Source organism: Streptomyces sp. NPDC030799 (assembly GCF_055572255.1).
Genome location: NZ_JBVIDS010000004.1, coordinates 475,772 through 500,231, shown reverse-complemented (window position 1 = coordinate 500,231; position 24,460 = coordinate 475,772). Strand labels below are relative to the sequence as shown.

The following is a 24,460-nucleotide window of genomic DNA, read 5'->3' as shown; positions in this document are numbered from 1 at the left end:
GGCGTTCCGCGGGCCGTTCACGCGATGGTGTGATCATGCCCCGGGCGGCGGATGGGTGTGGGGGACCACGGGTAGGGCCCCGGCCATGACGCAGCCGTTCGAACTCCCGCGCTTCTACATGCCGTATCCCGCGCGGCTCAACCCGCACCTCGACGAGGCGCGCGCCCACTCCACCCAGTGGGCACGCGAGATGGGCATGCTGGAAGGTTCCGGCATCTGGGAGCAGGCCGACCTGGAGGCGCACGACTACGGACTCCTGTGTGCCTACACCCACCCCGACTGCGACGGACCGGCCCTCTCACTGATCACCGACTGGTACGTGTGGGTGTTCTTCTTCGACGACCACTTCCTCGACATGTACAAGCGCACCCAGGACCGCGCCGCCGGGAAGGCCCACCTGGACCGCCTGCCGTTGTTCATGCCGCTCGACCTGTCGACTCCTGTGCCCGAGCCGGAGAATCCCGTCGAGGCGGGCCTGAAGGACCTGTGGGCGCGCACGGTTCCGAGCATGTCCGCGGACTGGCGCCGCCGCTTCTCCGTGGCCACCGAGCACCTGCTCAACGAGTCGATGTGGGAGCTGTCGAACATCAACGAGGGGCGGATCGCCAACCCCGTCGAGTACATCGAGATGCGCCGCAAGGTGGGCGGCGCCCCCTGGTCGGCCGGGCTCGTGGAGTACGCGACCGCGGAGGTGCCGGCCGCCGTCGCCGGCACCCGGCCGCTGCGCGTCCTGATGGAGACCTTCTCCGACGCCGTCCACCTGCGCAACGACCTCTTCTCCTACCAGCGCGAGGTCGAGGAGGAGGGCGAGAACAGCAACGGCGTGCTCGTCCTGGAGACCTTCTTCGGCTGTACGACCCAGGAGGCGGCCGAGACCGTCAACGACATCCTCACCTCGCGCCTGCACCAGTTCGAGCACACCGCGCTCACCGAAGTTCCCGCCGTCGCCGTGGAGATGGGCCTCGGCCCGGCCGAGGCGGCAGCGATCGCCGCCTACACCAAGGGACTTCAGGACTGGCAGTCCGGCGGGCAGGAATGGCACATGCGCTCCAGCCGCTACATGAACAAGAGCGCGCGCTCCGGCTCGCCCTGGCAGCTGCCGAGCGGCCCGGGCACCTCGGCCGCCGACGTGGGCGCGCTCCTCGCCTCGGCCGCCCAGGAGCGCCTGCGCGCCTACACCCACGTGCCCCACCAGAAGGTCGGCCCCTCCCCGCTGCCCGAGTTCCGCATGCCCTACCGGCTGGAGCTGAGCCCCCACCTCGACGCCGCCCGCCGCCGTCTCGTCGCCTGGTCGCACCGCATGGGCATCCTGGAGGAGGGCGTCTGGGACGAGGACAGACTCGCCGCCTCGGACCCCGCGCTGTGCTCCGCAGGCCTCGACCCGGACGCCGCCCCGGAGGCCCTCGACCTCAGCGCCCAGTGGATCGCCTGGGGCACGTACGGCGACGACTACTACCCGCTGGTGTACGGCCACCGCCGGGACGTGGCCGGTGCCCGTCTGGCCACGGCCCGGCTGTCGCAGTGCATGCCCGTCGAGGGCGAGCCGGCCCTCGTCCCGGCCGATGCGATGGAGCGGGGGCTCACCGACCTGTGGGCGCGTACGACGGCCGGTATGACCGCCGACGAGCGGCGCACCCTGAAGGCCTCCGTGGACATGATGACCGAGAGCTGGGTGTGGGAGCTGTCCAACCAGCTCCAGAACCGCATCCCCGACCCGGTCGACTACCTGGAGATGCGGCGCGCCACGTTCGGCTCCGACCTCACCCTGAACCTGTGCCGGATGGGCCACGGCCCCGCCGTCCCGCCGGAGGTGTACCGCAGCGGCCCGGTGCGCTCGCTGGAGAACGCCGCCTTCGACTACGCCTGCCTGCTCAACGACATCTTCTCGTACCAGAAGGAGATCGAGTACGAGGGTGAGATCCACAACGCCGTCCTGGTGGTGCAGAACTTCTTCGGTGTCGACCATCCGACGGCGCTCGGTGTCGTACACGACCTGACGACCCAGCGCATGGAGCAGTTCGAACACGTCATCGCGCACGAACTGCCCGTACTGTACGACGATTTCGCACTGCCGGAGCAGGCGCGTGCCGCCATGGACGGCTATGTGCACGATCTGCAGAACTGGCTGGCCGGGATCCTGCACTGGCACCGCGAGGTCGACCGCTACAAGGCCGAGTGGCTGGGCCGCCGGTCGCACGGTTTCCTGCCCGACCGCGCACCCGCCGTACCGGCCCTGTCGCTCGGCTGACGGTCGCGGAATCTCCGCGTACGGAACGGGGCATTCTGGGAACTTCGGTGAGCCCTCGGGAGTCTTGTGAAGTAAGGGGAACAACAGACGACGAACACACGGGGGTGTTCGACCTTGACCGAGATCGTCGACAGGCTCATCGAGGAGACGGCGGGGGACCGGGCTCCGGCGGCGGACGAACTGGTGCCCTACACCGCGCGGTTGACCGTCCCGCCGGTCCTGCGCCCCGCCGCGGACGACGTCCTGCGCGAGACCGAGATCGCGGTGCGCCCGACCTGGGTGCGCCTGCACCCGCAGTTGCCGCCGACCCTGATGTGGGGGTACGACGGCCAGGTGCCCGGCCCGACCATCGAGGTGCGGCGCGGACAGCGCGTCCGCATCGCCTGGACCAACCGCATACCGAAGGACGGCGAGTATCCGGTCACCTCCGTCGAGGTGCCCGCCCGCGCGCCCGGCACCCCGCCCGCCTCCACCGAGCCGGGCCGCGAGGGCGCCGAGCCGAACAAGGACGTCGCCGCCCTGCCCGCCTGGACGGTGACCCATCTGCACGGCGCCCAGACGGGCGGTGGCAACGACGGCTGGGCGGACAACGCCGTCGGGTACGGCGACGCCCAGCTGTCGGAGTATCCGAACGACCACCAGGCGGTGCAGTGGTGGTACCACGACCACGCCATGAACATCACCCGGTGGAACGTGATGACGGGCCTGTACGGCACCTACCTCGTCCGTGACGACGAGGAGGACGCCCTGCACCTGCCGTCCGGGGAGCGGGAGATCCCGCTGCTGATCGCCGACCGCAACCTCGACACCGACGAGGACGGCCGCCTCAACGGCCGGCTGCTGCACAAGACGGTGATCGTCCAGCAGAGCAATCCGGAGACCGGAAGGCCCGTCTCGATCCCGTTCACCGGCCCCTACACCACGGTCAACGGCCGCATCTGGCCGTACACCGAGGTGGACGCCGCCTGGTACCGCTTCCGGCTGGTCAACGCGTCGAACGCGCGCATTTTCGAACTCGTCCTGACCGACGAGGACGGCAATCCGGTGCCGGGGGCCGTGCACCAGATAGGCAGCGACGGCGGACTGCTGCCGCGCCCGGTGCCGATCGACTTCGACGGGGACCTGCCCACGCTGACCGCCGCGCCGGCCGAGCGCTTCGATCTGCTGGTCGACTTCCGCGCGCTGGCGGGCCGGACCCTGCGGCTGGTGAACAAGGGCCGCAACCAGCCGGCGGGCGTGCCCGACCCGGCCGGCGACGTGCGCTACCCGGCGGTGCTGGAGTTCCGGGTCCGCGAGACGTGCGAGGAGGACACCTTCGAACTGCCCGAGGTGCTCTCCGGCTCCTTCCGCCGCCTCACCCACGACCTCCCGCACGGCCACCGTCTGGTCCTGCTCACCCCACCCGCCACCAAGGGCGCCGGCGGCCACCCGGAGATCTGGGAGATGACCGAGGTCGAGGACCCGAGCGGCCTCACGCTCCCGGCCGACGGCATCGTCCAGGTCACCGGGCCCGACGGCACCACGAAGACGTACCGGCGCACCTCCCGTACGTTCAACGACGCCCTCGGCTTCACCATCGCCGAGGGCGGCTACGAACAGTGGAGCTTCCTCAACCTCGCGCCCATCGTCCACCCCATGCACATCCATCTGGCCGACTTCCAGCTGCTCGGCCGGGACGCCTACGACGTCTCGGGCTTCGACCCGGCCGTCGGCGGCACCCGCACTCCGCTGCGGTACGACACCGGCCGGGCGATCCCGCTCGCGCCCAACGAGCGGGGCCACAAGGACGTCTTCCGGGTGCCCGGGAGCCAGATGCTGCGGGTCATGGGCCGCTTCGACGGGGCGTACGGCCGGTTCATGTACCACTGCCATCTGCTGGAGCACGAGGACATGGGCATGATGCGGCCCTTCGTCGTGATGCCGCCCGAGGCCATGAAGTTCGACCACGGCGGTGCCCACGGCGGCCACGGCGAGGGCCACCCGGGCTGAGCCACGGCACCCGCCCCGGAAGGTGCAGCCGCGGGGCGGTCGGGGTCACGCCGGTCGGTCGAGCCCGGACGCCGCGTGCTCGACCGCGGCTTGTGCCAGCGCCCGGATCACCGGGTGCGGGCGCGAGCCGTCCCCGGCCAGCTCGGGCTGGAACAGGGAGGCCAGGAAGAAGGGGTGGCCCGGCAGTTCGGCGACCCGCACCTGGCCGTCCTCGTCGTGTCCGGAGAACCGCAGCCCGTGGGCGCGGAGCGTGTCGAGGTGCCGGGAGGGGCCGTAGGAGCAGAAGTATCGCTCGACCGTGCGCGGCGAGCCGATCACGGACTCCGCCAGCGAGCCCGGTTCGATCGTCACCGCCGCCTCGTGGCCCACCAGCGAGCAGGCCAGCGGCTCGATGAGCAGATCCGTGGCGTCCGGGTCGTTCTCGGCGTGCGCGACCCCGGTCAGACCGCAGACGTTGCGGGCGAACTCCAGCAGCGCGTGCTGGAAGCCGCCGCACGTGCCGAGAAACGGAATGCCCTCCTCACGTGCGGTGCGCACGGCCGCGAGGACACCCGCCTCGCTGCGGTACGGGCTGCCCGGCAGCACCCACACGGCGTCGAACCCCCGGACCGCGCCCTCGGCCTCGGCGTCCTCGGAGGGAATCCAGTACGCGTCCAGGACCAGCCGGTCGCGTGCGGCCAGGGCGTCCAGCAGCAGCGGCACGCGCGTGTGGGAAACGACATGGGGGGAGCGGTCGCCGACGAGGGCGATGGTGGCGGTGTTCGTCATGCCCCTCATCCTCGGCTCGCCCATGACTTCACGTCCAACGATGATTACTGGACCATCGATAAGCAACGCTGATGAGACCCTGGGCCGTATGGACCCGCATCTGCTGCGCACATACGTCACCGTGGCCCGCCTCGCCTCCTTCTCGGAGGCCGCCCGCGAGCTGGGCTACACCCAGTCCGCCGTCTCCCAGCACATCGCCGCGCTGGAACAGGACCTGGACGCGCCTTTGCTGACCCGGCGGCCCGTCGTGCCCACCGCGGCCGGGGAGCGGCTGCTGGAGCACGCGGGCCCGTTGCTGCTGCGCCTGGACGCGGCCCGTGCCGACGTCGTCCGCATGGCCGCCGCGCCCCAGCAGGGGCTGACCCTCGCCACCACCCCGACCGCGCTCGGCGCCGGCGTCCTCGCCGCCCTGCCGCCGGTCGGCGTCACCCTGCGCGTCCTGCCCCGCGCGGAGATCCCGGCCGCCGTCGCCACCGGCACGGCCGACCTCGGCCTGGTCGACGGGCTGGCCGCACCGAGCGATCCGCTGCGACTGCCGGACGTGGCGCCGCTGACCACGCACGGCGTCGCCGAGGAACCCGTCAGCGTCCTGCTGCCCGCCGGGCACCCCCTCGCCGCCCGGACCGGCCTGCGCCTGGCCGACCTGGCCGACGCCCGGTGGCTCGACGCGCCCGACGCGGCCCTCCCGCTGGACCACCTGCGCGCCGCGACCGGCGGCGCCTTCCGCCCGGCCCTGCGCTACGAGGGCACCGACCTGCGCACCCTCACCGCCCTCGCCGCCGCCGGACACGGCCTCACCCTGCTGCCGCACCGGGCCGCCACCGCCGTACCCGGCACGGTCGCCGTCCCGCTCACCGCGCCCCGGCTGGTCCACCGCACCGAACTCGTCCACGGCGGAAGTCCCCGGGGAGCGGCGGCGCAGATGGTGCGGAAGCTGGTGGGAGCGGCGTGAGGACTGTGTGATGGCTACCCTCCGCCACCCTCCGGCCAGTCTCACTCGTTCGTGTCTCGTCGCGGCCCGCTGCCCCGGGTAGAGCACCAGCCGGAGGCGAGCGAACCATGGAACAGACTGCGTTGCGTCCCAAGCCGATGCCCGGTCAGGATCCGCGGCAGGGCGGCGGCACCCCCGGCCCGGCCCACCGCCCGCACGCCGCGCGCCGGCGCGGACGGCGGCTGCGGACCGTGCTGTTCGGCCTGTGCACCGGCACCCTGCTGGTGCTGTCCGGCGTCGGCATCGGCACGGTCGGCGCCGCGGTGATCGGCATGAGCAGGCTCGCGGAGCAGCAGCGCCAGGCCCCGCCGCCCAGGCCGCCGGCCCGCTCCACCCCCGCCGCGACCCCGACCCCCGCTCCGGCCGCCGCACCCGTGACGATCCTGGGCGTCGAGGCCGTCGACGCCGAGAAGGCGGGCGCAGTGGTCGTGGGCGTGCACGTGCCCGGCCCCGGCTATGCGGCCGGACTGATCCGCGGGGACGTCCTGCTGCAGTTCGGCTCCACCCGCGTGGACACCGCCGCCGACCTCGCCCGGGCCGTCGCCCGTGCCCGGCCCGGCAAGCCGGTGCTCCTCACCGTGCGTCACAGCCGCGGCGGGTACCAGCAGTTGACGGTCCTGCCGGGACTGGTGATCTGAGCCGGGCCGGTGCCGGCCCCCGCCTCACACTCCCTCGGTCACTCCGGGAATCTCGCTGGTCACCTTCCGCACCGCGGGCCATGATGGCCCCATGCCGAGTCCCTTCCGCGCCCAGCGTGCCCCGCGTGGAGCACCGGCGATCGGCTCGCGTGACCCTGTCCGGCCGGGCAGGATGCTGCCCGAGACGCCCTCGCCCGTTTCCCCACCCGCGCCCGGAGGCCCGGATGACCGGTAGTACGCCCGCGCCCTTCACCGCCGCCGACTACAGGGCCCGCATGGAGCGCGCCGCGCGCTCCGCGGCCGACGCCGGCCTCGCGGGGCTGCTCGTGGCACCGGGACCGGACATGGTCTGGCTCACCGGCTACACACCCACCGCCGTCACCGAACGGCTCACCGCGCTGGTCCTCGTCCCCGGCCGGGATCCCGTGCTCGTCGTGCCGACCCTGGAGGCCCCGGACGCCGAGCACGCGGACGGCGCGTCCGCGCTCACCCTGCGCGACTGGACCGACGGCAAGGATCCCTACGCCGTCACCGCCGCGCTCCTCGACGACCACGGCCGGTTCGGCATCAGCGACAACACCTGGGCCCTGCACCTGCTGGGCCTGCAGCGAGCCCTGCCCGACACCTCCTACGCCGCTCTCACCGACGCCCTCCCCATGCTGCGCGCCGTAAAGGACGCCGCGGAACTGGAACTCCTCGCCGCCGCCGGAGCGGCTGCCGATGCAACGTTCGAGGAGATCCGCAAAGTTCCCTTCGCCGGCCGCCGCGAGTCCGAGGTCGGCCATGACCTCGCCGGCCTGTTGCGCCGCTTCGGGCACGAGCAGGTCGACTTCACCATCGTCGGCTCGGGCCCCAACGGCGCCAACCCGCACCACGAGGTCGGCGACCGCGTCATCCAGCACGGCGACATGGTCGTCCTGGACTTCGGCGGCCTGAAGGACGGCTACGGCTCCGACACCACCCGCACGGTCCACGTCGGCGAGCCCACCGAGGAGGAGCGCCGGGTGCACGACATCGTGCGCGAGGCCCAGGAGGCGGGATACCAGGCCGTACGGCCGGGTGCGGCCTGCCAGGAGGTCGACCGGGCCGCCCGCGCGGTGATCACCGAGGCCGGGTACGGCGCGTACTTCATCCACCGCACCGGGCACGGCATCGGCGTCACCACGCACGAGCCGCCGTACATGATCGAGGGCGAGGAGCAGCCCCTCGTGCCCGGCATGTGCTTCTCCGTGGAGCCCGGCATCTACCTGCCCGGACGTTTCGGGGTGCGCATCGAGGACATCGTCACGGTGACCGAGGACGGCGCGCGCCGCCTCAACAACACCACGCGTGACATGGTCATAGTGGACTGAGAGACCACGAGCGAGCGAACCAGGGGACCACACCCTCGACGGCATCCAGGACATCCGGACATCCAGGAACGGCGACGCGCGACCCATGACCCACGCACCGACACCCACCGCGGACACCGTCCGCAGACTGGTCCGTTCGCTGCTCAAGGAGGGCGGCAACGGCACCGAGGGACCCGATGTGCGGCCCGTGACGGAGGGCCGTACGCACACGTGGTGGGTCGGCACCCGCCATGTGCTGCGCCTCGCACCCGACCGCGAGACCTCCGCCGACCGCCGCCGCGAACTGCGCCTGCGCGACCTGGTCCGCCCGCACGTGCCCGTCGCCGTCCCCACCAGCGTCGCGCACGGCGACTGGGCGCCCGGCCTCGCCTACACCCTGGACACCAAGGTGCCCGGCGGTACGGCCGACGAGCACGACGTCTCCGCCGTCGGCGAGGCCGACCTCGCCGGGCTTCTCGCCGGGCTGCGGGCGGTGCCGGTACGGCAGGCCGAGGCGCTCGGCGTGTCGCGCACCGCCCCGCGCTCCCTGGAGGCGCTGCGCCGCATCGCCGTACACGCGGCCGAACGACTGGCCGCCGCCGACGAGTTCGACGCCGCCCGGCTGCACCAGCTGACCCCGCCCGGCGCGGCCCAGCTCACCGCGCAGCCCGGCACCGCGGTCCTCACCCACCACGGCCTGACCGGCGAGCACGTGGTGGTCAGTGCCGACGGGCGGGTCCGCGGCATCCTGGACTGGACCCGGGCGGCCTGGGGCGACCCCGCCGAGGACATCGCCGGGCTCGCCGTCGCCGTCGGCTCCCCGGCGGCCGTCCGCGCCGCCACCCTGGCCGGCTACGGCGCCCGCCCCTGTCTGCGCGGCCTGTGGCTCGCCCGCTGCGACACGGTCATCCGGCTCGCCGACCATCTGGAAGGCCGTGCGGCCGGCTCCCCCGCGCTGCTCCGGACGCAGCTGCGGCGGGCCTGGGAGCCGATCCTGCTGGAGCGGTTGTCGGACTTCAAGGAGGAGCCGGAGCCGTAGCGCGCCCCGGAGGGGCGCGGGGCCGTATCGACATGCGGCTCCACCGCGTGCGCGCGACCGGTCACGACGCAGCCGCAGCCGCGCACGGCCGCACGCCACCCGGCGGGCCGGCTTCTCACGGCTGCGACAGCACCACGCACGACTCCCCGGGGAGCTGGAGCAGGCCGTCCGGTCCGGGAAGCCGCACCGGCTCCCAGGCCGCCAGGACCACCGTGGGGCGGGTGCCCAGGGGGATGGCCGCCGGTTCCTTGCCGAGGTTCACCGCCACGCGGACGTCACCGCGCCGGAAGGCCAGCCAGCGGGCCCGCTCGTCGTACGCCACCTTCGTGTCGGCCAGGTCGGGGTCGGTGAGGTCGGGCTGGTCGCGGCGCAGCGCGATCAGCTGCCGGTACCAGGCGAGCACGCGTGCGTGGGGCTCGCGTTCCGGCTCCGACCAGTCGAGACAGGACCGCTCCCGGGTCGCCGGGTCCTGCGGATCCGGTACGTCCTCCTCGGCCCAGCCGTGCGCCGCGAACTCCCGCCGCCGGCCCCGCCGTACCGCCTCGGCCAGCTCCGGGTCGGTGTGGTCGGTGAAGAACTGCCAGGGCGTGCCCGCCGCCCACTCCTCGCCCATGAACAGCATCGGAGTGAACGGCGAGGTCAGTGTCAGCGTCGCCGCACAGGCCAGCAGGCCGGGGGACAGGCGGGCGGACAGGCGGTCGCCCTGGGCGCGGTTGCCGACCTGGTCATGGGTCTGGCTGTAGCCGAGCAGCCGGTGCCCCGCCACCCGCGCACGGTCCAGCGGGCGGCCGTGGTGCCGGCCCCGGAACGACGAGTACGTGCCGTCGTGGAAGTAGCCGCCGGTGAGCGTCTTGGCGAGCGCGGCGAACGGAGCCCGGGCGAAGTCGGCGTAGTAGCCCTGGGACTCGCCGGTCAGCGCGGTGTGCAGGGCGTGGTGGAAGTCGTCGTTCCACTGCGCGTGCAGCCCGAGTCCGTGCTCGGCGCGCGGGGTGATGAGCCGCGGGTCGTTCAGGTCCGACTCGGCGATCAGGAACAGCGGCCGGCCCAGCTCCTCGGCGAGGCCGTCCACGGCCGCCGACAGCTCCTCCAGGAAGTGGTACGCGCGCGTGTCGTACAGTGCGTGCACCGCGTCCAGGCGCAGCCCGTCGATACGGTAGTCCCGCAGCCACGCCAGTGCGCTGCCGACGAGGAACGCGCGCACCTCGTCCGAACCGGGCGCGTCCAGGTTCACCGCCGAGCCCCACGGTGTGTGGTGCGTGTCGGTGAAGTACGGTCCGAAGGCGGGCAGATGGTTGCCCGACGGGCCCAAGTGGTTGTGCACGACGTCCAGGACGACACCGAGACCGAGTCCGTGCGCCCGGTCAATGAAGCGTTTCAGCGCCTCGGGACCGCCGTACGGCTCGTGCACCGCCCACAGCGACACTCCCTCGTAACCCCAGCCGTGCCGCCCCGGGAACGGACACAGCGGCATCAACTCGACGTGCGAAATGCCCAGTTCCACCAGGTGCTCCAGCCGGTCGGCCGCCGCGTCCAGGGTGCCCTCGGGGGTGTACGTGCCCACGTGCAGCTCGTACAGCACGGCACTCGCCGGCCCGCGCCCCGCCCACCGTGCACGCCAGGCGTAGCGCCCGTGGTCCACGACCGCGCTCAGCCCGTCGGGGCCGTCCGGCTGGCGGCGCGAGCGCGGATCGGGGCGCACGGGACCGTCGTCCAGCGCGAACCCGTACCGGGCTCCGTCCCCGGCCTCCGCCTCCCCCGTCCACCAGCCGGCGCGGCCGGGATCGCGCGTCAACGCGCGCGTGCCGCCCTCGCAATGGAGCGTCACTCGTTCTGCCTGCGGTGCCCACACCTCGAACTGCACGGACGGTTCCCCTTCGTCTGTGATGTCTCGCCTGATCACCGTGATGTCCCGCGTCCCCATCGTGCCCGCCCGGACGATCGATCCGCTTTCGAATCCGCCCTTTCCGGGCGGGTGTCGCGGAAGTGCACGCGGACCGGCGCCGATTCCCCGTTTTCTGGACACCCGGGGTTCGCTGTCCGACAATCACCTGCGTGACGTCGTCCTTCGAGTTCTCCACCTACCCCGCGCGGCTCTCCGACGAGGAGCGCGACAAGGCGCTGCGGGTGCTGCGTGACGGCGTCGCCCTGGGCCGGCTCTCGCACGACACGTTCGTACGCCGCATGGAGCTGGCGCTGGCCGCGCGCCGAGCCGACGAACTGGCCGCCCTCGTCGCCGACCTGCCCCGCGAGAACCGTTTCTCCCGTGCGGTCCTCGGCACCGTCGAGGCCGTCTCCGGGTTCACCGTACGGCTGCGCCGCGCCTGGCAGGCCGAGCGGCTGCCCAAGCTGCTGCTGCCGCACCCCACGCACGCCCACCCGCTGCGCATCGGCCGTGATCCGGCGTGCGGACTGCGCCTGAACCACGAGACCGTCTCCCGCGTGCACGCCGAACTCAGCCACCAGGGGGGCCTGTGGGTCCTCAGGGACCTCGGCTCCACCAACGGCACCACCGTCAACGGCCGCCGGGTGATCGGCTCGGTCGCCGTCCGCGAGGGAGACCAGGTGGCCTTCGGCCGGACGGCGTTCAGGCTCGCCACGAGCTGAGCGGCGACGGCCGGCCGTGCGCGACCCGGCGCACGCTCACGCGCGCGTGCCCTCCCAATCGGGTGAGCCGGACTGCGGAACGCGCGCCGGCGTGCCGATGCAAGGGGCATGACGTACATCACCAGAGTCACAGCGACGGCCGGCGCCCTGCTGGCGGCCGCCGGTCTGCTCGCCGCGGCCCCGGCCCAGGCGGCACCCCGCAGCACGTTCCCCCTCAGCGACAACTGGCTCTATCTCACCGTCGTCCGCGGTGAGAACGTCCAGTCCGGCGACAAGCACGGCACACTGCTGCTGTGCGACCCGCTGCCCCTGGGGTACGCGCGCGCCGCCGAGGCCTGTGCCGAACTCGCCTCCGTCGAGGGGGACATCGCCCGCATCCCGAAGAAGAAGGTCTTCTGCCCGATGATCTTCGCGCCGGTGACCGTCCACGCGCACGGGCAGTGGAACGGACGTCCGATCGACTACCAGGAGACCTACTCCAGCAAGTGCGTCATGGAGGCACGGACGGGAGCGGTGTTCGCCGTGGACCACTGAGCCGGACCGGCGGGAGACGCGACACCGGCGGAGCGGGGCGGCGCGGGCGGCCTCACAGCACCCGCTCACGGGCCTGCTGTGCCGCCACGAGCACTGTCCGGGACTGGTGCTCCACCTGGTGCTCCAAGGGCACCCAGCGGGCCCTGAAGCGCGCCGCGAAGGCATCGCACCAGGCGGTGACGAGCTGTTCCAGCCGTGGTGCCGCCCGGTCGTCCGTCTCCCGCAGCACCCGCAGCAGCATCGCCGCCGCGCGCAGCGGCAGCCGCCGCCCGAAGGCGTCCACACTGCCGATGTACGCCATCGTCGTACCGGCCGGCGGGGTGTGGATCCAGTCCTCGGCCAGGCCGGGGATCAGCTCCAGCGCCCAGCGCGCCGCCCGCAGCAGTGGGCCGTCCACACCGTCGAGGCGGGGCAGCGCGTCGCCGAGCACGCGCTCCACCTCCTGCGAGTCCCGCAGCAGCCGCTGCGCCAGGCGCCGCATCGCCGCCGCCGGAGCCGGGTGCGGCGCCGGATCGTCCACCAGGTCGCTCGCCCACATCGGCACCTCCACCACGGCGGTCAGACCGCCGTACCGGTGCGCGTGGTACCAGGTGCTGTGCCGTGCGTCGTCGGGCATGCTCGGGTAGGCGGCGCCCGTGTCCGGACCGGGCATGACATGCACCCCGGGGCCGGAGGCCGGCCAGCCGGCGGCGTCCGAGGCGCCCGTCTCCACCGGGATGTGCAGTTGCGCCGCCGACTTGGCGAACGGCTCGGCGAGCCCCGGAACGTCCCTGGTCAGCTGCACCCAGCTGCCGCCGAGGTCGGTGCCGTGCAGGGTCACCTGGAGGTAGGGCCGCAGCTCGTCGATCACCCCGGTCAGCGCCCGGGTCTCGGGGGGCAGCCGGTCCGGCGGCAGCACGGACGGCGACCACTCCGGCTGCTCGGCGCCCGTCGGCCGGTAGAAGCCGAGGTGGTAGTCGAGCAGGCTGCGCGGCGCCGGTGTCACATGCAGGCTCGCACCGTCCGGATCCGCGCACAGCAGGAAGTGCCAGGACGTGTCCGCCCGCAGCTCCCGCTCGGCCAGCACTCTTTCGGCAAGCACCCGCAGGGTGGAGCCCCCGGTCGGTTCATTGGCGTGGGCGCCGGCGACCACCAGCACCGCCCGCCGGGCATGCCCCACCGACAGCAGGTGCAGGGGTCTTCCCGCGCGCGAGACGCCGACCTGCCTGAGCGAGCACAGCCCGGGTTCCTGAGCGGCCAACGCCTGTGCGGAGGCGATCAGTTCGGGAACGCTGGGATAGCGCAGCTCCGGCAGAAGACTCACCCCCGACTTGTTCCGCCCGGCTTCGCCCTCCAAGTCCCGCACGCGGCGGGTCAACTGTCAAGCATGCGGCGGGGGAGGCTACCGGGGGCGCCCGGACTCGGGCGCGGGGGCACGGCGCGGGCGCTGCGTGCCGGGCGCTCACTGCTGGTGCAGGCCGCGCCCCGCGAGCGTCAGGAACACCTCGCCCACCGCCTCCGACAGCGTCGGGTGCGCGTGCACGTGCCGGGCCACGTCCGCGGGCTCGGCGTCCCAGCCGACGATCAGCTGGCTCTCGGCGATCATCTCCGACACGCTCGGGCCGACCAGGTGCACGCCGAGCACCTGCCCGCCGCCGGCCTCGGTGACGACCTTCACCATGCCGCCCCGGCCGTGCACCATGCCCTTGGCCACGGCGGTCAGCGGCATCGTGTTCACCTCGACCTCGCGCCCACGCGCGCGTGCCTCCGTCTCGCTCAGCCCCACCGCGGCGGTCTGCGGCGAGGAGTACGTCACCCGGGGCACGGCCGCGTAGTCGATCGGGGCCGGCCGGAGCCCGGCCAGGGTCTCGGCGACCAGCAGGGCCTCCGCGAACGAGGCGTGCGCGAGGCCGAGCGAGGGCGGCGGCAGCAGGTCCCCGACGACATGGACGCCCGGTACGGCCGTCTCCAGCCGGTTCCAGTCGGCCGGTACGACGAATCCCCGCTCGTCCGTCGTCAGGCCGGCCGCGTCCAGACCCAGACCCTCGGTGACCGGCGCCCGGCCGACGGCCACCAGCAGCCGCTCCGCCTCCACCGTGCGCGTCTCGCCCCGCGCGGTGCGCACGCGCGCGCGTACGCCGTCGTCCAGCACCTCCGCGTCCAGCAGCCGGGCGCCCGGCTGCACATCGATCCCGCGCTTCTTCAGGCCGCGCGTCAGATGCCGGCTCACATCGGCGTCCTCCAGCGGCACGATCCGCTCCGCGGCCTCCACGAGAGTGACCTCCGCACCCATGGACCGGTGGAAGGAGGCGTACTCCACGCCGATCGCGCCCCCGCCCAGCACCAGGACGGACGCCGGCAGCCCCGGCGCGAACAGGGCGTCGTCACTGGTCACCACGCGCCGTCCGTCCGGCACGAGCCCCGGGATGGTGCGCGGGCGCGAGCCTGTCGCGAGCACGATGCCACGGCGCGCGGAGAAGTCGTGCACGCCCGGCGCGGACTCCCTGCGCGCGCTCTCCACACGCACGGTGCGCGGACCCGTCAATCGTGCGCTGCCGCGCACCACCCGCACGCCGGCGTGCGCCAGATGCGCCTCGACCCCCTTGTGGTTGCGCGCCACGATGTCGTCCCGTGTGGCCACCAGCGCCGCCCAGTCGACCGAGTCCAGCGTGGCCCTCACACCCCACCGCTCACGCGCCTCGGCGATGCCGTCGACCAGTTCGGCGGCGTGCAGCATCGCCTTGCTCGGTATGCAGCCCCGGTGCAGACAGGTTCCGCCGACCTTGTCGCGTTCGGCGAGGACGACGTCCAGCCCGAGGGCGGCGGCGCGCAGGGCGGTGGCGTACCCGCCCGTTCCGCCGCCGATGACGATGACATCCGGTGTGTTGACGATCATGGCATCCACCCTCCGTCCACCCCTTGCCATGAGTCCAAGGCAATGTTGTTGTGGATGTCATGCAGGATCTTCATGAAAGGCGGGGGAGTTGAGCCTGCGGCAGATGGAGTACTTCGTCACGGTCGTCCAGGAGGCGTCCTTCACCCGCGCGGCGGAGGCCCTGCACGTCACACAGCCCGCGCTCTCGCACCAGATCAAGGCCCTGGAGAAATCGGTCGGCGGCGCCCTGCTGGAGCGCATGGCCCGCGGCGTGCGCCTCACCCCCATGGGACGGGCCTTCCTGCCGCACGCCGAACTCGCCGTCCGCAGCGCCGCGCAGGCCCGCCGCGCGGCGCGTGCCACCGCCGGCGCCGAGGGCGGCGAACTCCACATCGCCACGCTGCACTCCCTCGCCGTGGGCGTCCTGCCCGACGTCTTCGCCCGCTGGCGCACGGTCCGCCCCCGGGTCCTGCTGCGCCTGCACGAGTACGCCACCGCCGAGGCGCTCGAGGAGGCCGTGCAGCGCGGCACCGCCGACCTGGCGTTCGGGCCGGAGCCCGCCGATCCGCCCGGCACCGTCGTACCGGTCGGCGAGGAGGAACTCGTCCTGGTGGTCCCGTTCGACGACCGGCTCGCGGGCCGTACGACGGTGACCCTGCCGGAACTCAGCGACCGCGCGTGGATCCGCTGCGCGATGGAACCCGTGGTGCACGGCGCGCGCTTCCTCGACTGGGCGTGCGGGCGGGCCGGGTTCGCGCCGCGGACCGCCGCGTGGACCGAGCACACCTCGACAGCCGTGCGGATGGCCGCAGCCGGCGTCGGGGTGTGCGTCGCGCCCGCCCACGTCGTGCGCGGTGCTGTCGGTGAGGACTGCACGGTCCTCAGCCCGGACCCGGCCTGGAAGCGCCCCTTGGCGGCCTACGCGCGCGTGCCGCCCACCGGGGCCGCCGAGGCCTTCGTGGACCTCCTGCGCACCACCTGGGCCGTCCTCGGAGACCTCCCGGAACGGCCGTACGAGGAGTGCCGACCGCCCGCCGAGCCGGTCCGCTGAGCCGTCTCACCCCTCCGCGACCCGCTCCAGCAGGACCACCGGCAGCCGGTCGAAAAGGTCCGCCACGCGCGCGTGCCCCGTGAATTCCCGCCCCTCGGTCAGCACGTCCGCCCACCGTCCGGGAGGCAGCGTCAGCCGGGTGTCCCGCCAGCCGCCCGTCTCGGCGAGCCGCAGCGACAGCCGGGTGACCGCCGTGACCGCCTCGCCCGAGCGTGCGAACGCCACACAGTGCTCGGCCGCGGGGCCCTCGGCGGACAGCGGTTGGTACGACGCGGCCCTGCCGAAGGCGTCCGGACGCCGGGCGCGCAGCCGCAGGGCCGCCGCCGTCAGCGCGTCCTTCTCGCCGGGCGTCTCGGGCGGGAACGGCACCGCACGCCGGTTGTCCGGGTCCACCAGCGCCCGGTACTCGCCCTCCGTGCCCTGGTAGACGTCCGGCACCCCCGGCATCGTCAGATGGACCAGGGCGGTGCCGAGCACATTGGCCCGGACGTGCGGCTCCAGCGCCTTGCGGAACGCGGCCACGCGCTCCCCGGGCGCCCCGCACGGCCCGGCGGCGACGAACGCGGCCACCGCCTCCTCGTACGGCGGCTCCTGCTCCGTCCAGCTGGTGTACATGCCCGCCTCGCGCACATGCTTCAGCAGTGCCTGCTGCACCCGCTCCTCCTCGGCGGTGCCCAGCCCGAACACCGTCTGCCAGGCCGCCCAGGCGAGCTGCCCGTCCGGTACGCCCACGCCCTCCCCGGGCTGGTTCACCTCGGCCAGCAGCTCCGCCCACCGGCCGGGGCACTCGGTGAGCACGGCCAGCGCGGCACGCACGTCGGCACTGCGCTTGGTGTCGTGCGTGGAGACCACGGTGCCGGTGGCCGGCCAGTCGTGCTGCACGCGCGCGCAGTGGGCGTGGAAGTCCTCGGGGGACACACCCGGCCGGCCCGGATCGCCGCCCACCTCGGTCGCCGACAGCAGCGGCACGTAGCGGTAGAACGCCGTGTCCTCCACCGACTTGGCCCGCAGCGCCGACGCGGTCTGCGCGAACCGGGTACGGAACTCCACCCGGTCGGCGTGGTCCGGCGCCGACGGGTCACCGGGCGGCTCGACGAGCAGCCGGCGCACGATCCCGACGGCCTCCGCCTCCTCGGGCACCACGAAGGCCAGCCGCGCCTCCTCGGCGGCCTCCTCGGTGACGACGGCGGCCGCGTCACCGGAGGCGTACGGCCGGTACACCCGCATCCGGACCAGCAGCTCCTCCACGGCCGTGCGCAGCGCCCAGGGAGCCCGGTCGCGCAGCGCGAGGTCGGGCGAGGAGGCGCACAGCCGGGTGGCGACCCGGGTGAGCCGGTCGGTCTCGGCGGCCAGCTCGTGCGTGAGCACCTTGTAGGCCGCCCGCCGTACCGTCGCCTCCCAGTTGCCGCCCCGGTCCGTCTGCGGGGCCGCGAAGGCCCGGTAGCGGCCCAGCAGTTCGTACGCCCCCGTCTGGTCGGTGAACAGTCCGTCGACCTGGCGCAGGGCGTCGTAGCCGGTGGTGCCCGCGACGGGCCAGGACGCCGGCAGCCGCTCGCCGTCGGCGAGGATCTTCTCCACCACCGTCCAGCGCCCGCCACTGGCCTCGTGCAGCCGCGCGAGGTAGCCGTCGGGATCGGCGAGCCCGTCGGGATGGTCGACGCGCAACCCGTCGATCACGCCCTCGTCGAGCAGCTGGAGGATCTTGGCGTGGGTGGCGTCGAACACCTCCGGATCCTCCACGCGCAGCCCGATCAGCTCAGAGATGCTGAAGAACCGCCGGTAGTTCAGCTCGGTGCGGGCCAGCCGCCACCACACCGGGCGGTACCACTGGGCGTCCAGCAGCTCCGGCAGCGGCAGCTCCCCGGTGCCCGCACGCAGCGGGAAGGCATGCTCGTGGTAGCGCAGCACGTCGCCGTCGACGACCAGGTGCTCCAGCTGGGAGCCGACCGGACCGCCGAGCACCGGCAGCAGCACCCGGCCGTCCTGCGCCTGCCAGTCGATGTCGAACCAGCGCGCGTACGGCGAGCCGGGGCCCTCGCGCAGCACCTCCCACAGGGCGTGGTTGTGGCGGGGGGCCATGGCCATGTGGTTCGGCACGATGTCCACCACCAGGCCGAGCCCGTGCTCCCGCGCGGTCCGCGCCAGCGACCGCAGGCCCTCCTCGCCGCCCAGTTCGCCGCGCACACGCGCGTGGTCCACCACGTCATAGCCGTGCGGGGATCCGGGCACGGCCTCCAGCACGGGGGACAGGTGCAGGTGCGAGACGCCGAGCGACGCCAGGTGGGGTACGGCCGCCGCGGCGGCGGCGAACGGGAACGAGGGCTGGAGCTGCAGCCGGTAGGTGGCCGTGGGCACCTCCGGTCCGGGGCGCGCAGAAGTCATGAAAACGTACGTACCCAGCCTGTCGGCTTTCGTGTCACCGGCCCCTGCACTCACCCACACGCGTGTACCGGACGAGCAGCCCCGCCGGGGGGCTGCTGCCCGGGCCCGTCCGGTCCGCTACGCCGGCCGCTGCAGCACCGTCAGGCTGTGGTCGGGCAAGGTGATCCGGTCGCCCGCCCCGACCTTCGCACCGGACCCCGGCGGCACCCCGTCCGGCTGGGCGGTGTCGACGACCACCTGCCACTGCCGGCCGTGGTCGACCGGTACCAGAAAGTCCAGCGGCGCCGGGGAGGCGTTGAACATCAGCAGGAACGAGTCGTCGGTGATGCGTTCCCCGCGCGGACCCGGCTCGGAGATCGCGTTGCCGTTCAGGAACACCGTCAGCGCGGACGCCCGCGCCGAGTCCCAGTCCCGCTGGGTCATCTCGGCGCCCTCCGGGGTGAACCAGGCGATGTCGGACAGCTCGCCGTGGGTGCCCTCCACCGGGCGGCCGTGGAAGAAGCGGCGCCGGCGCAGGACCGGGTGGTCCCGGCGCAGCCACACCATCGCACGGACGAACTCCAGCAGGTCGCCCTCCGAGGACTCCGGCCACTGCACCCAGGAGATCTCGTTGTCCTGGCAGTAGGCGTTGTTGTTGCCGCGCTGGGTGCGGGCGAACTCGTCGCCGTGACTGATCATCGGCACGCCCTGGGACAGCATCAGCGTCGCGAGGAAGTTCCGCATCTGCCGGGCGCGCAGCCGGAGCACCTCCGGGTCGTCCGTCTCGCCCTCCGCCCCGCAGTTCCAGGACCGGTTGTGGCTCTCGCCGTCCCGGTTGTCCTCGCCGTTGGCCGCGTTGTGCTTGTCGTTGTACGCGACGAGGTCGTGCAGCGTGAAGCCGTCGTGGCAGGTGACGAAGTTGATCGAAGCCAGCGGGCGGCGGCCGTCGTCCTGGTAGAGGTCCGAGGAGCCGGTCAGCCGGGAGGCGAACTCCGCGAGGGCCCGCGGCTCGCCCCGCCACAGGTCCCGTACCGTGTCCCGGTACTTGCCGTTCCACTCGGTCCACAGCGGCGGGAAGTTGCCCACCTGGTAGCCGCCCTCGCCCACGTCCCACGGCTCGGCGATCAGCTTCACCTGGGAGACCACCGGGTCCTGCTGCACCAGGTCGAAGAACGACGACAGCCGGTCCACCTCGTGGAACTGCCGGGCGAGCGTGGCCGCGAGGTCGAAGCGGAAGCCGTCGACGTGCATCTCGGTGACCCAGTACCGCAGCGAGTCCATGATCAGCTGGAGCACGTGCGGGGACCGCATGAGCAGCGAGTTTCCGGTGCCCGTGGTGTCCATGTAGTAGCGGCGGTCGTCCGTCAGCCGGTAGTACGACGGGTTGTCGATGCCCTTGAAGGACAGCGTCGGACCCAGGTGGTTGCCCTCGGCGGTGTGGTTGTAGACGACGTCCAGGATGACCTCGATGCCGGCCTCGTGCAGCGCCCGGACCGCCGACTTGAACTCCAGCACCTGCTGGCCGCGGTCGCCCCAGGAGGCGTACGCGTTGTGCGGGGCGAAGAAGCCGATGGTGTTGTAGCCCCAGTAGTTGCTCAGACCCAGGTCGACCAGCCGGTGGTCGTTCACGAACTGGTGTACGGGCATCAGTTCGAGCGCCGTCACCCCCAGCTTGGTCAGGTGGTCGATGACCGCCGGATGCGCGAGCGCCGCGTACGTGCCCCGCAGCTCCTCCGGAAGCCCCGGGTGACGCATGGTCAGGCCCTTCACATGGGCCTCGTAGATCACCGTGTGGTGGTACTCGGTGCGCGGCGGCCGGTCGTCGCCCCAGTCGAAGTAGGGGTTGATCACCACGGAGGCCATGGTGTGCGGAGCCGAGTCGAGGTCGTTGCGGCTGTCCGGCGCGCCGAAGTGGTAGCCGTACACCTCCTCGCCCCAGCGGATCGCGCCGCTGACCGCCTTCGCGTACGGGTCGAGCAGCAGCTTCGCGGAGTTGCAGCGCAGCCCGCGCCCGGGATCGTACGGGCCGTGCACCCGGAACCCGTACCGTTGCCCCGGCATCACGCCCGGCACGTACGCGTGCCGCACGAACGCGTCGCTCTCGCGCAGTTCCACCGCCGTCTCCGAGCCGTCGTCGTGCAGCAGACACAGCTCTACTCGGTCCGCGGCCTCCGTGAAGACCGCGAAGTTGGTTCCGGCGCCGTCATAGGTGGCGCCGAGCGGATACGCCTCTCCAGGCCAGACCTGCATGGATACGACTCTCCCAGGTGTGCCGCCGCCCTGGGGCCGCGTTGGCCCCCGAGTCTCCCGAAAGTGACGGAACCTCCCGTGTCTTGCGTCCCTCTTACCCACCGACCAGCGCACACGACGGCGCTCGTACCCGCCGTGTGCCGAACCAGTGGGGCAACAGGTACCCCCGTGGGACCACGGGGAGCAGGGGGCCATGTGCGTGAGACAGTGCACCGCCATCTGGGAAAGTTAGTGGCAGGAGTGGCCGTCGCGACGGTGGGGACCGCCGCGGCCGTCGCGATCGCCCTGCCGGGCACGGCGGGGGCGGACGCGTCGGGAGGGGCTCGCGGCGGCGGTACGCAGGACGGTCAGGGCCCGGACGGGGTCCGGCCCGCCGTCGTGGAACAGGCGCCGGCCGAGGGCGGCAAGGGCACCGGCCGCGACCCGCTGACCGACGCCGAGGTCCGGCGGGCCGAGCGGATCGCCCTGACCGGGCAGCTGCTGCACACGGGCGAGAACGCCGCGGGTGGCCGCGGGCCGCAGCGCCTGAGCGCCGACCTCGCCGAACCCGAGCCCGGCGAGGCCGACGACCCCGGCGCGCCGCGCCGGGCCGACATCACCTTCTACGACTACCGCAACGACACGCTCGTCACCAAGACCGTCGACCTGGACACCGGCAAGGTCGAGCGGACCGGCACCCAGCGTGGCGTCCAGCCGCCGCCGAGCCGGGCCGAGAACGCCGAGGCGGCCCGGCTCCTGATCGCCGCCCCGCTCGGCGCGGGCCTGAAGGCCGACTACAAGGACGCCACCGGCAGGGACCTCACCTCCCCGGACCAGCTGCTGCTCAGCGGCGGCATCTACCGGGCGGTTCCGGGCGCCCAGCCCGCGGCCCTCGACCCGTGCGGCGTACACCGGTGCGTCCGGCTGTTCACCAAGGTCAGGAACGGGCCCTGGATCGACACCAGGTCCTTGGTGATCGATCTGAGCGCGCGCAAGGTCACCGCCCTCGACCACGGCTGACCGCCCCTTTCCCGGCATCTCCCTGCATCTCCTGCAAGGGAGCCATCGCATCTCCTGCAAGGGAGTCATCCCGTCATGCCCGAGTACGGATTCCGTCGTGCGCGCAGGGCCGCGGCCGTCGGACTGGCCGTGGCCGCGCTGACCGCCGGCGCCACGACCGCCGCCGGACCGGCCGCCGCCCGGCCGGGGCCGGCCGCCGCCGCGCCCGCCGCCGACTGCAGCGCCGCCCACCGCCTCGAACAGAAGCTCTCCACCGGCACGACGTGGCGCATGTGCTGGCACTACGACAGCAAGGCCGGCCTCGTCCTGGAGAAGATCAGCTACCAGCCCAGGGGCGAACCGAAGCCGATCAGGGTGCTGAACAGCGCCAGACTCGGCCAGATCCATGTCCCCTACGACGACGGACAGCACGAGTACAGCGACCTGACGGACGAGGACTTCGCCCAGGCGCTGATGAACCTGTCGCCCGCCGAGTGCCCCGGCGGCACCATCAAGACCGTCAAGGTCCCCGACGCGATCGACCCGGAGCACCCGGACGTCAACGGACTGTGCACGACCACCCGTTCCCGCGGTCACGCCTACCGCCTGCATGACACCGGCACGGACAAGGTCCACCAGGCCCAGGGCAAGGACTTCCTGGTCTACACCGTCAACCAGGTCGGCTGGTACGAGTACATCACCGAGTGGCGCTTCCAGGACGACGGCACGATCGCCATGAACGTCGGTGCGACCGGCAGCCTGTCCTGGGAGGACTACGACGCCGGCGACGGGCGCGGCTGGCCCGTCGGCAAGGGCGCCAAGGCCTACGCCACCAGCCACAGCCACAACGTCTTCTGGCGTCTGGACTTCGGCCTCGACGGCTCGTCGAAGACCAGGGTCGAGCAGTACGACTCGGCCGTCAGCCCCCGCACCGCCGGACAGCACGGCCCGACCACGAAGACCACCCGCACGGAGGTCACCCGGGAACTCGCCGGTGACCTGAAGGACTACCGCTGGTGGCGGGTGGTCAGCGCGACGGGGAAGAACAAGGACGGGCACGCCCGTTCGTACGAGATCGTCCCCGGAGCCACCACCAAGTACCCCGGCCGCGGCTACACCCGGCACGACCTGTACGTCACCGAGTACAACCCCTGCGAGCTGTTCGCCAGCGACAATCCGGCGATCTGCGGCCGCGGACACCCCGCGGCGGTCGACAAGTGGATCGGCGGACAGACCCTGACCCACCCGGTGATCTGGATGAACGTCGGCTTCCACCACATCGCGCGCGACGAGGACCAGCAGCCCATGCCGGTGCACTGGCAGGGCTTCACCATCGCCCCGCGGGACGTCACGGCTATGAATCCGCTCACTCCCCGTGACCTGGCAGGGCAGAACGGCCATTGGCACTAGCGTAGTTGACGAAAGCGGTTGAGAAACCGACCTGTCCATCCGGCTGCACCGCCGTCCCCTCGCGGAGTACCCTTCCTTGATCGTTGAGACGGGAAAGGCCCGGGGGGCGGAAGGCGGTGCACGGGTGGGCTCGGGAGGGCTGGAGCTGCCCCCTGGTGACGAGGGTCACGAGGGGAACTCCGCAGACGTCCCGCCCGGCGCGGTGTCCCTGGCCCGCCCGATGGACGCGGGATCCATCGGGCCGGAGCTGGACTGGGACGCCGACGCCTGGCGCGAGGTGCGCACCCGCGCCCAGCGGGCCGGCCGGGCCTACATCTGGCTGAATCTCGTCGAACAACGCCTGCGCGCGGTCGTGGCCGCCGTGCTGCGGCCCATCTACGAACCTGTCCACGGGGACGACTGGGTGGTCGCCGCGGCCGGCCCGGCTGGACAGGAGTGGGTACAGCGCGCGGTCGCCGTGCGGGAGGTCAGCCGCCGCAAGGGCTATCTGCTCGACCCGGCCGACGACAACGTGCTCAGCTTCCTCACCCTGCCGCAGTTGCGCGAGCTGATGGTGCAGCACTGGCCGTGCTTCGAACCGTACTTCGACGAGCGCCGCGACCTCGAACTCGCCCTGGACGAGCTGGAGGTCACCCGCAACGTCGTCTCCCGCAACCGGGCCCTGTCCGAGGCGGTCCTGAACCAGGCCGAGCGCGCCTCGGCCCGGCTGCTGGAGATGCTCGGCGCGGGCGGTGACGTGCCCTCCGCACGCCGGCTGCCGGTGGACGCGGTCGAGGACCTGGTCGGCGACCGGTACGCGGATGTCGTGGCCGTCCACGCGGACCGGGTGCGGCTGATGCGCCAGTTCCCGGCCGAGGACCTCTTCGGCGGCGCCCGCCGCCTCGACGCGATCGGCATCGGCCTCAACCTGCTGGTGCAGAACTTCTCCGGCCGCCGTCTGCTCCGGCTCGCCGAGTCCGGCTGCCGGGTACGGCTGCTCTTCCTCAACCCGGCCTCCAGCTCGGTCAAGCGCCGCGAGCGCGAACTCGGGATGAAACGGGGCGAACTGAGCCGGTCCGTCGAGATGAACATCCTGCACATGCGCCGGGTCCGCTCCCGGCTGCACGACCCGGGCGCCTTCGAGATCCAGGTCTACGACGAGACACCGCGCTTCACCGCCTACCTGGTGGACGGCGACGGCGCCGACGGCATCGCCGTGGTGCAGTCCTATCTGCGCGGGGCGCGCGGGATGGAGTCGCCGGTACTGGTGCTGCGCAACGGCAGCAAGGTGGTCAAGTCGGATGACGTGGGGGAAGTTGGACTTTTCCCGACTTATCGCGAGGAGTTCGAGCTGGCTTGGGTGGATTCGCGGCCGGTGTCCTGAACGGCCCGTGACGGCAAGCGGAACGCGATCCTCGGATTGTCAGTGCCGCGT

The 24,460-nt window shown here is 72.7% G+C and carries 18 protein-coding genes; 12 read left to right on the top strand and 6 right to left on the bottom strand.

All coding sequences use genetic code 11. The features are described 5' to 3' along the window. Positions 1-85 precede the first annotated feature (85 nt). Both cyc2 and phsA read left to right on the top strand, forming a co-directional pair. Complete coding sequence (gene cyc2, locus ACZ41I_RS13160) at positions 86-2,248, top strand: germacradienol/geosmin synthase Cyc2 (RefSeq protein WP_468514072.1); 2,163 nt, start codon at positions 86-88, stop codon at positions 2,246-2,248. A 114-nt stretch (positions 2,249-2,362) separates the two neighbouring features. Then, positions 2,363-4,237, top strand: a complete 1,875-nt coding sequence (gene phsA, locus ACZ41I_RS13155; protein WP_468326515.1) for an O-aminophenol oxidase PhsA — start codon at positions 2,363-2,365, stop codon at positions 4,235-4,237. A 45-nt stretch (positions 4,238-4,282) separates the two neighbouring features. On the opposite strand, the gene ACZ41I_RS13150 is transcribed toward phsA, so the two are convergent. Further along, positions 4,283-5,005, bottom strand: coding sequence for a CTP synthase C-terminal region-related (seleno)protein (locus tag ACZ41I_RS13150; protein WP_363219123.1), 723 nt, complete (start codon positions 5,003-5,005; stop codon positions 4,283-4,285). A gap of 88 nt (positions 5,006-5,093) precedes the next feature. On the opposite strand from ACZ41I_RS13150, the gene ACZ41I_RS13145 reads away from it, so the two are divergent. The 4 genes from ACZ41I_RS13145 (at position 5,094) to ACZ41I_RS13130 (ending at position 9,004) form a co-directional block, all read left to right on the top strand. Beyond that, complete coding sequence (locus ACZ41I_RS13145; protein WP_468514071.1) at positions 5,094-5,957, top strand: LysR family transcriptional regulator; 864 nt, start codon at positions 5,094-5,096, stop codon at positions 5,955-5,957. A gap of 107 nt (positions 5,958-6,064) precedes the next feature. Then, on the top strand, positions 6,065-6,634 hold the full coding sequence (locus ACZ41I_RS13140) for a PDZ domain-containing protein (protein ID WP_468514070.1): 570 nt from the start codon (positions 6,065-6,067) through the stop codon (positions 6,632-6,634). 224 nt (positions 6,635-6,858) lie between these two features. After that, complete coding sequence (locus tag ACZ41I_RS13135) at positions 6,859-7,986, top strand: aminopeptidase P family protein (RefSeq protein ID WP_468514069.1); 1,128 nt, start codon at positions 6,859-6,861, stop codon at positions 7,984-7,986. Positions 7,987-8,071: 85 nt separating this feature from the next. Beyond that, positions 8,072-9,004 (top strand): aminoglycoside phosphotransferase family protein, encoded by a 933-nt coding sequence (locus tag ACZ41I_RS13130; protein ID WP_468514068.1) that lies wholly within the window; start codon positions 8,072-8,074, stop codon positions 9,002-9,004. Between the two features lie 115 nt (positions 9,005-9,119). On the opposite strand, the gene treZ is transcribed toward ACZ41I_RS13130, so the two are convergent. Further along, a complete protein-coding gene (gene treZ, locus ACZ41I_RS13125) occupies positions 9,120-10,865 on the bottom strand; it encodes a malto-oligosyltrehalose trehalohydrolase (RefSeq protein ID WP_468514067.1) in 1,746 nt (581 codons plus the stop codon). A gap of 191 nt (positions 10,866-11,056) precedes the next feature. On the opposite strand from treZ, the gene ACZ41I_RS13120 reads away from it, so the two are divergent. Next, positions 11,057-11,608, top strand: coding sequence for a DUF1707 and FHA domain-containing protein (locus ACZ41I_RS13120; protein WP_363219129.1), 552 nt, complete (start codon positions 11,057-11,059; stop codon positions 11,606-11,608). Positions 11,609-11,716: 108 nt separating this feature from the next. Further along, the gene (locus ACZ41I_RS13115; RefSeq protein ID WP_363219130.1) at positions 11,717-12,142 is read left to right on the top strand and encodes a subtilase-type protease inhibitor; all 426 of its coding nucleotides are present in this window, start codon (positions 11,717-11,719) and stop codon (positions 12,140-12,142) included. 52 nt (positions 12,143-12,194) lie between these two features. Here ACZ41I_RS13115 and ACZ41I_RS13110 read toward each other — a convergent pair whose 3' ends face one another. Continuing rightward, positions 12,195-13,445: a M14 family zinc carboxypeptidase gene (locus ACZ41I_RS13110; RefSeq protein WP_363219131.1), complete on the bottom strand. Its 1,251-nt coding sequence runs from the start codon at positions 13,443-13,445 to the stop codon at positions 12,195-12,197. A 138-nt stretch (positions 13,446-13,583) separates the two neighbouring features. After that, positions 13,584-15,017, bottom strand: coding sequence for a dihydrolipoyl dehydrogenase (gene lpdA, locus ACZ41I_RS13105; RefSeq protein ID WP_363219132.1), 1,434 nt, complete (start codon positions 15,015-15,017; stop codon positions 13,584-13,586). 88 nt (positions 15,018-15,105) lie between these two features. Here lpdA and ACZ41I_RS13100 point away from each other — a divergent pair, with 88 nt between their 5' ends. After that, positions 15,106-16,047 carry a LysR family transcriptional regulator gene (locus ACZ41I_RS13100; RefSeq protein ID WP_468326504.1) on the top strand — a complete coding sequence of 314 codons (942 nt, stop codon included), beginning with the start codon at positions 15,106-15,108 and terminating at the stop codon, positions 16,045-16,047. 6 nt (positions 16,048-16,053) lie between these two features. Here the strand turns inward: ACZ41I_RS13100 and treY are convergent, their stop codons facing one another. Continuing rightward, complete coding sequence (treY, locus tag ACZ41I_RS13095; RefSeq protein WP_468514066.1) at positions 16,054-18,429, bottom strand: malto-oligosyltrehalose synthase; 2,376 nt, start codon at positions 18,427-18,429, stop codon at positions 16,054-16,056. A 117-nt stretch (positions 18,430-18,546) separates the two neighbouring features. After that, the gene (glgX, locus tag ACZ41I_RS13090) at positions 18,547-20,658 is read right to left on the bottom strand and encodes a glycogen debranching protein GlgX (RefSeq protein ID WP_468514065.1); all 2,112 of its coding nucleotides are present in this window, start codon (positions 20,656-20,658) and stop codon (positions 18,547-18,549) included. Between the two features lie 195 nt (positions 20,659-20,853). Here glgX and ACZ41I_RS13085 point away from each other — a divergent pair, with 195 nt between their 5' ends. The 3 genes from ACZ41I_RS13085 (at position 20,854) to ACZ41I_RS13075 (ending at position 24,409) form a co-directional block, all read left to right on the top strand. Continuing rightward, on the top strand, positions 20,854-21,657 hold the full coding sequence (locus tag ACZ41I_RS13085; RefSeq protein WP_468514064.1) for a Tat pathway signal sequence domain protein: 804 nt from the start codon (positions 20,854-20,856) through the stop codon (positions 21,655-21,657). Positions 21,658-21,732: 75 nt separating this feature from the next. Further along, the gene (locus ACZ41I_RS13080; protein ID WP_468326499.1) at positions 21,733-23,046 is read left to right on the top strand and encodes a copper amine oxidase; all 1,314 of its coding nucleotides are present in this window, start codon (positions 21,733-21,735) and stop codon (positions 23,044-23,046) included. A 124-nt stretch (positions 23,047-23,170) separates the two neighbouring features. After that, a complete protein-coding gene (locus ACZ41I_RS13075; RefSeq protein ID WP_468326497.1) occupies positions 23,171-24,409 on the top strand; it encodes an SAV2148 family HEPN domain-containing protein in 1,239 nt (412 codons plus the stop codon). Positions 24,410-24,460 lie beyond the last annotated feature (51 nt).

What these genes read in the sequence shown, in the direction of transcription:
- ACZ41I_RS13115 (WP_363219130.1), top strand. Translation starts at nt 11,717, where the DNA reads ATGACGTACATCACCAGAGTCACAGCGACGGCCGGCGCCCTGCTGGCG.
- ACZ41I_RS13145 (WP_468514071.1), top strand. Translation starts at nt 5,094, where the DNA reads ATGGACCCGCATCTGCTGCGCACATACGTCACCGTGGCCCGCCTCGCC.
- ACZ41I_RS13135 (WP_468514069.1), top strand. Translation starts at nt 6,859, where the DNA reads ATGACCGGTAGTACGCCCGCGCCCTTCACCGCCGCCGACTACAGGGCC.
- ACZ41I_RS13080 (WP_468326499.1), top strand. Translation starts at nt 21,733, where the DNA reads ATGCCCGAGTACGGATTCCGTCGTGCGCGCAGGGCCGCGGCCGTCGGA.
- treY (WP_468514066.1), bottom strand. Translation starts at nt 18,429, where the DNA reads ATGACTTCTGCGCGCCCCGGACCGGAGGTGCCCACGGCCACCTACCGG.
- cyc2 (WP_468514072.1), top strand. Translation starts at nt 86, where the DNA reads ATGACGCAGCCGTTCGAACTCCCGCGCTTCTACATGCCGTATCCCGCG.
- ACZ41I_RS13150 (WP_363219123.1), bottom strand. Translation starts at nt 5,005, where the DNA reads ATGACGAACACCGCCACCATCGCCCTCGTCGGCGACCGCTCCCCCCAT.
- ACZ41I_RS13140 (WP_468514070.1), top strand. Translation starts at nt 6,065, where the DNA reads ATGGAACAGACTGCGTTGCGTCCCAAGCCGATGCCCGGTCAGGATCCG.
- lpdA (WP_363219132.1), bottom strand. Translation starts at nt 15,017, where the DNA reads ATGATCGTCAACACACCGGATGTCATCGTCATCGGCGGCGGAACGGGC.
- ACZ41I_RS13130 (WP_468514068.1), top strand. Translation starts at nt 8,072, where the DNA reads ATGACCCACGCACCGACACCCACCGCGGACACCGTCCGCAGACTGGTC.
- glgX (WP_468514065.1), bottom strand. Translation starts at nt 20,658, where the DNA reads ATGCAGGTCTGGCCTGGAGAGGCGTATCCGCTCGGCGCCACCTATGAC.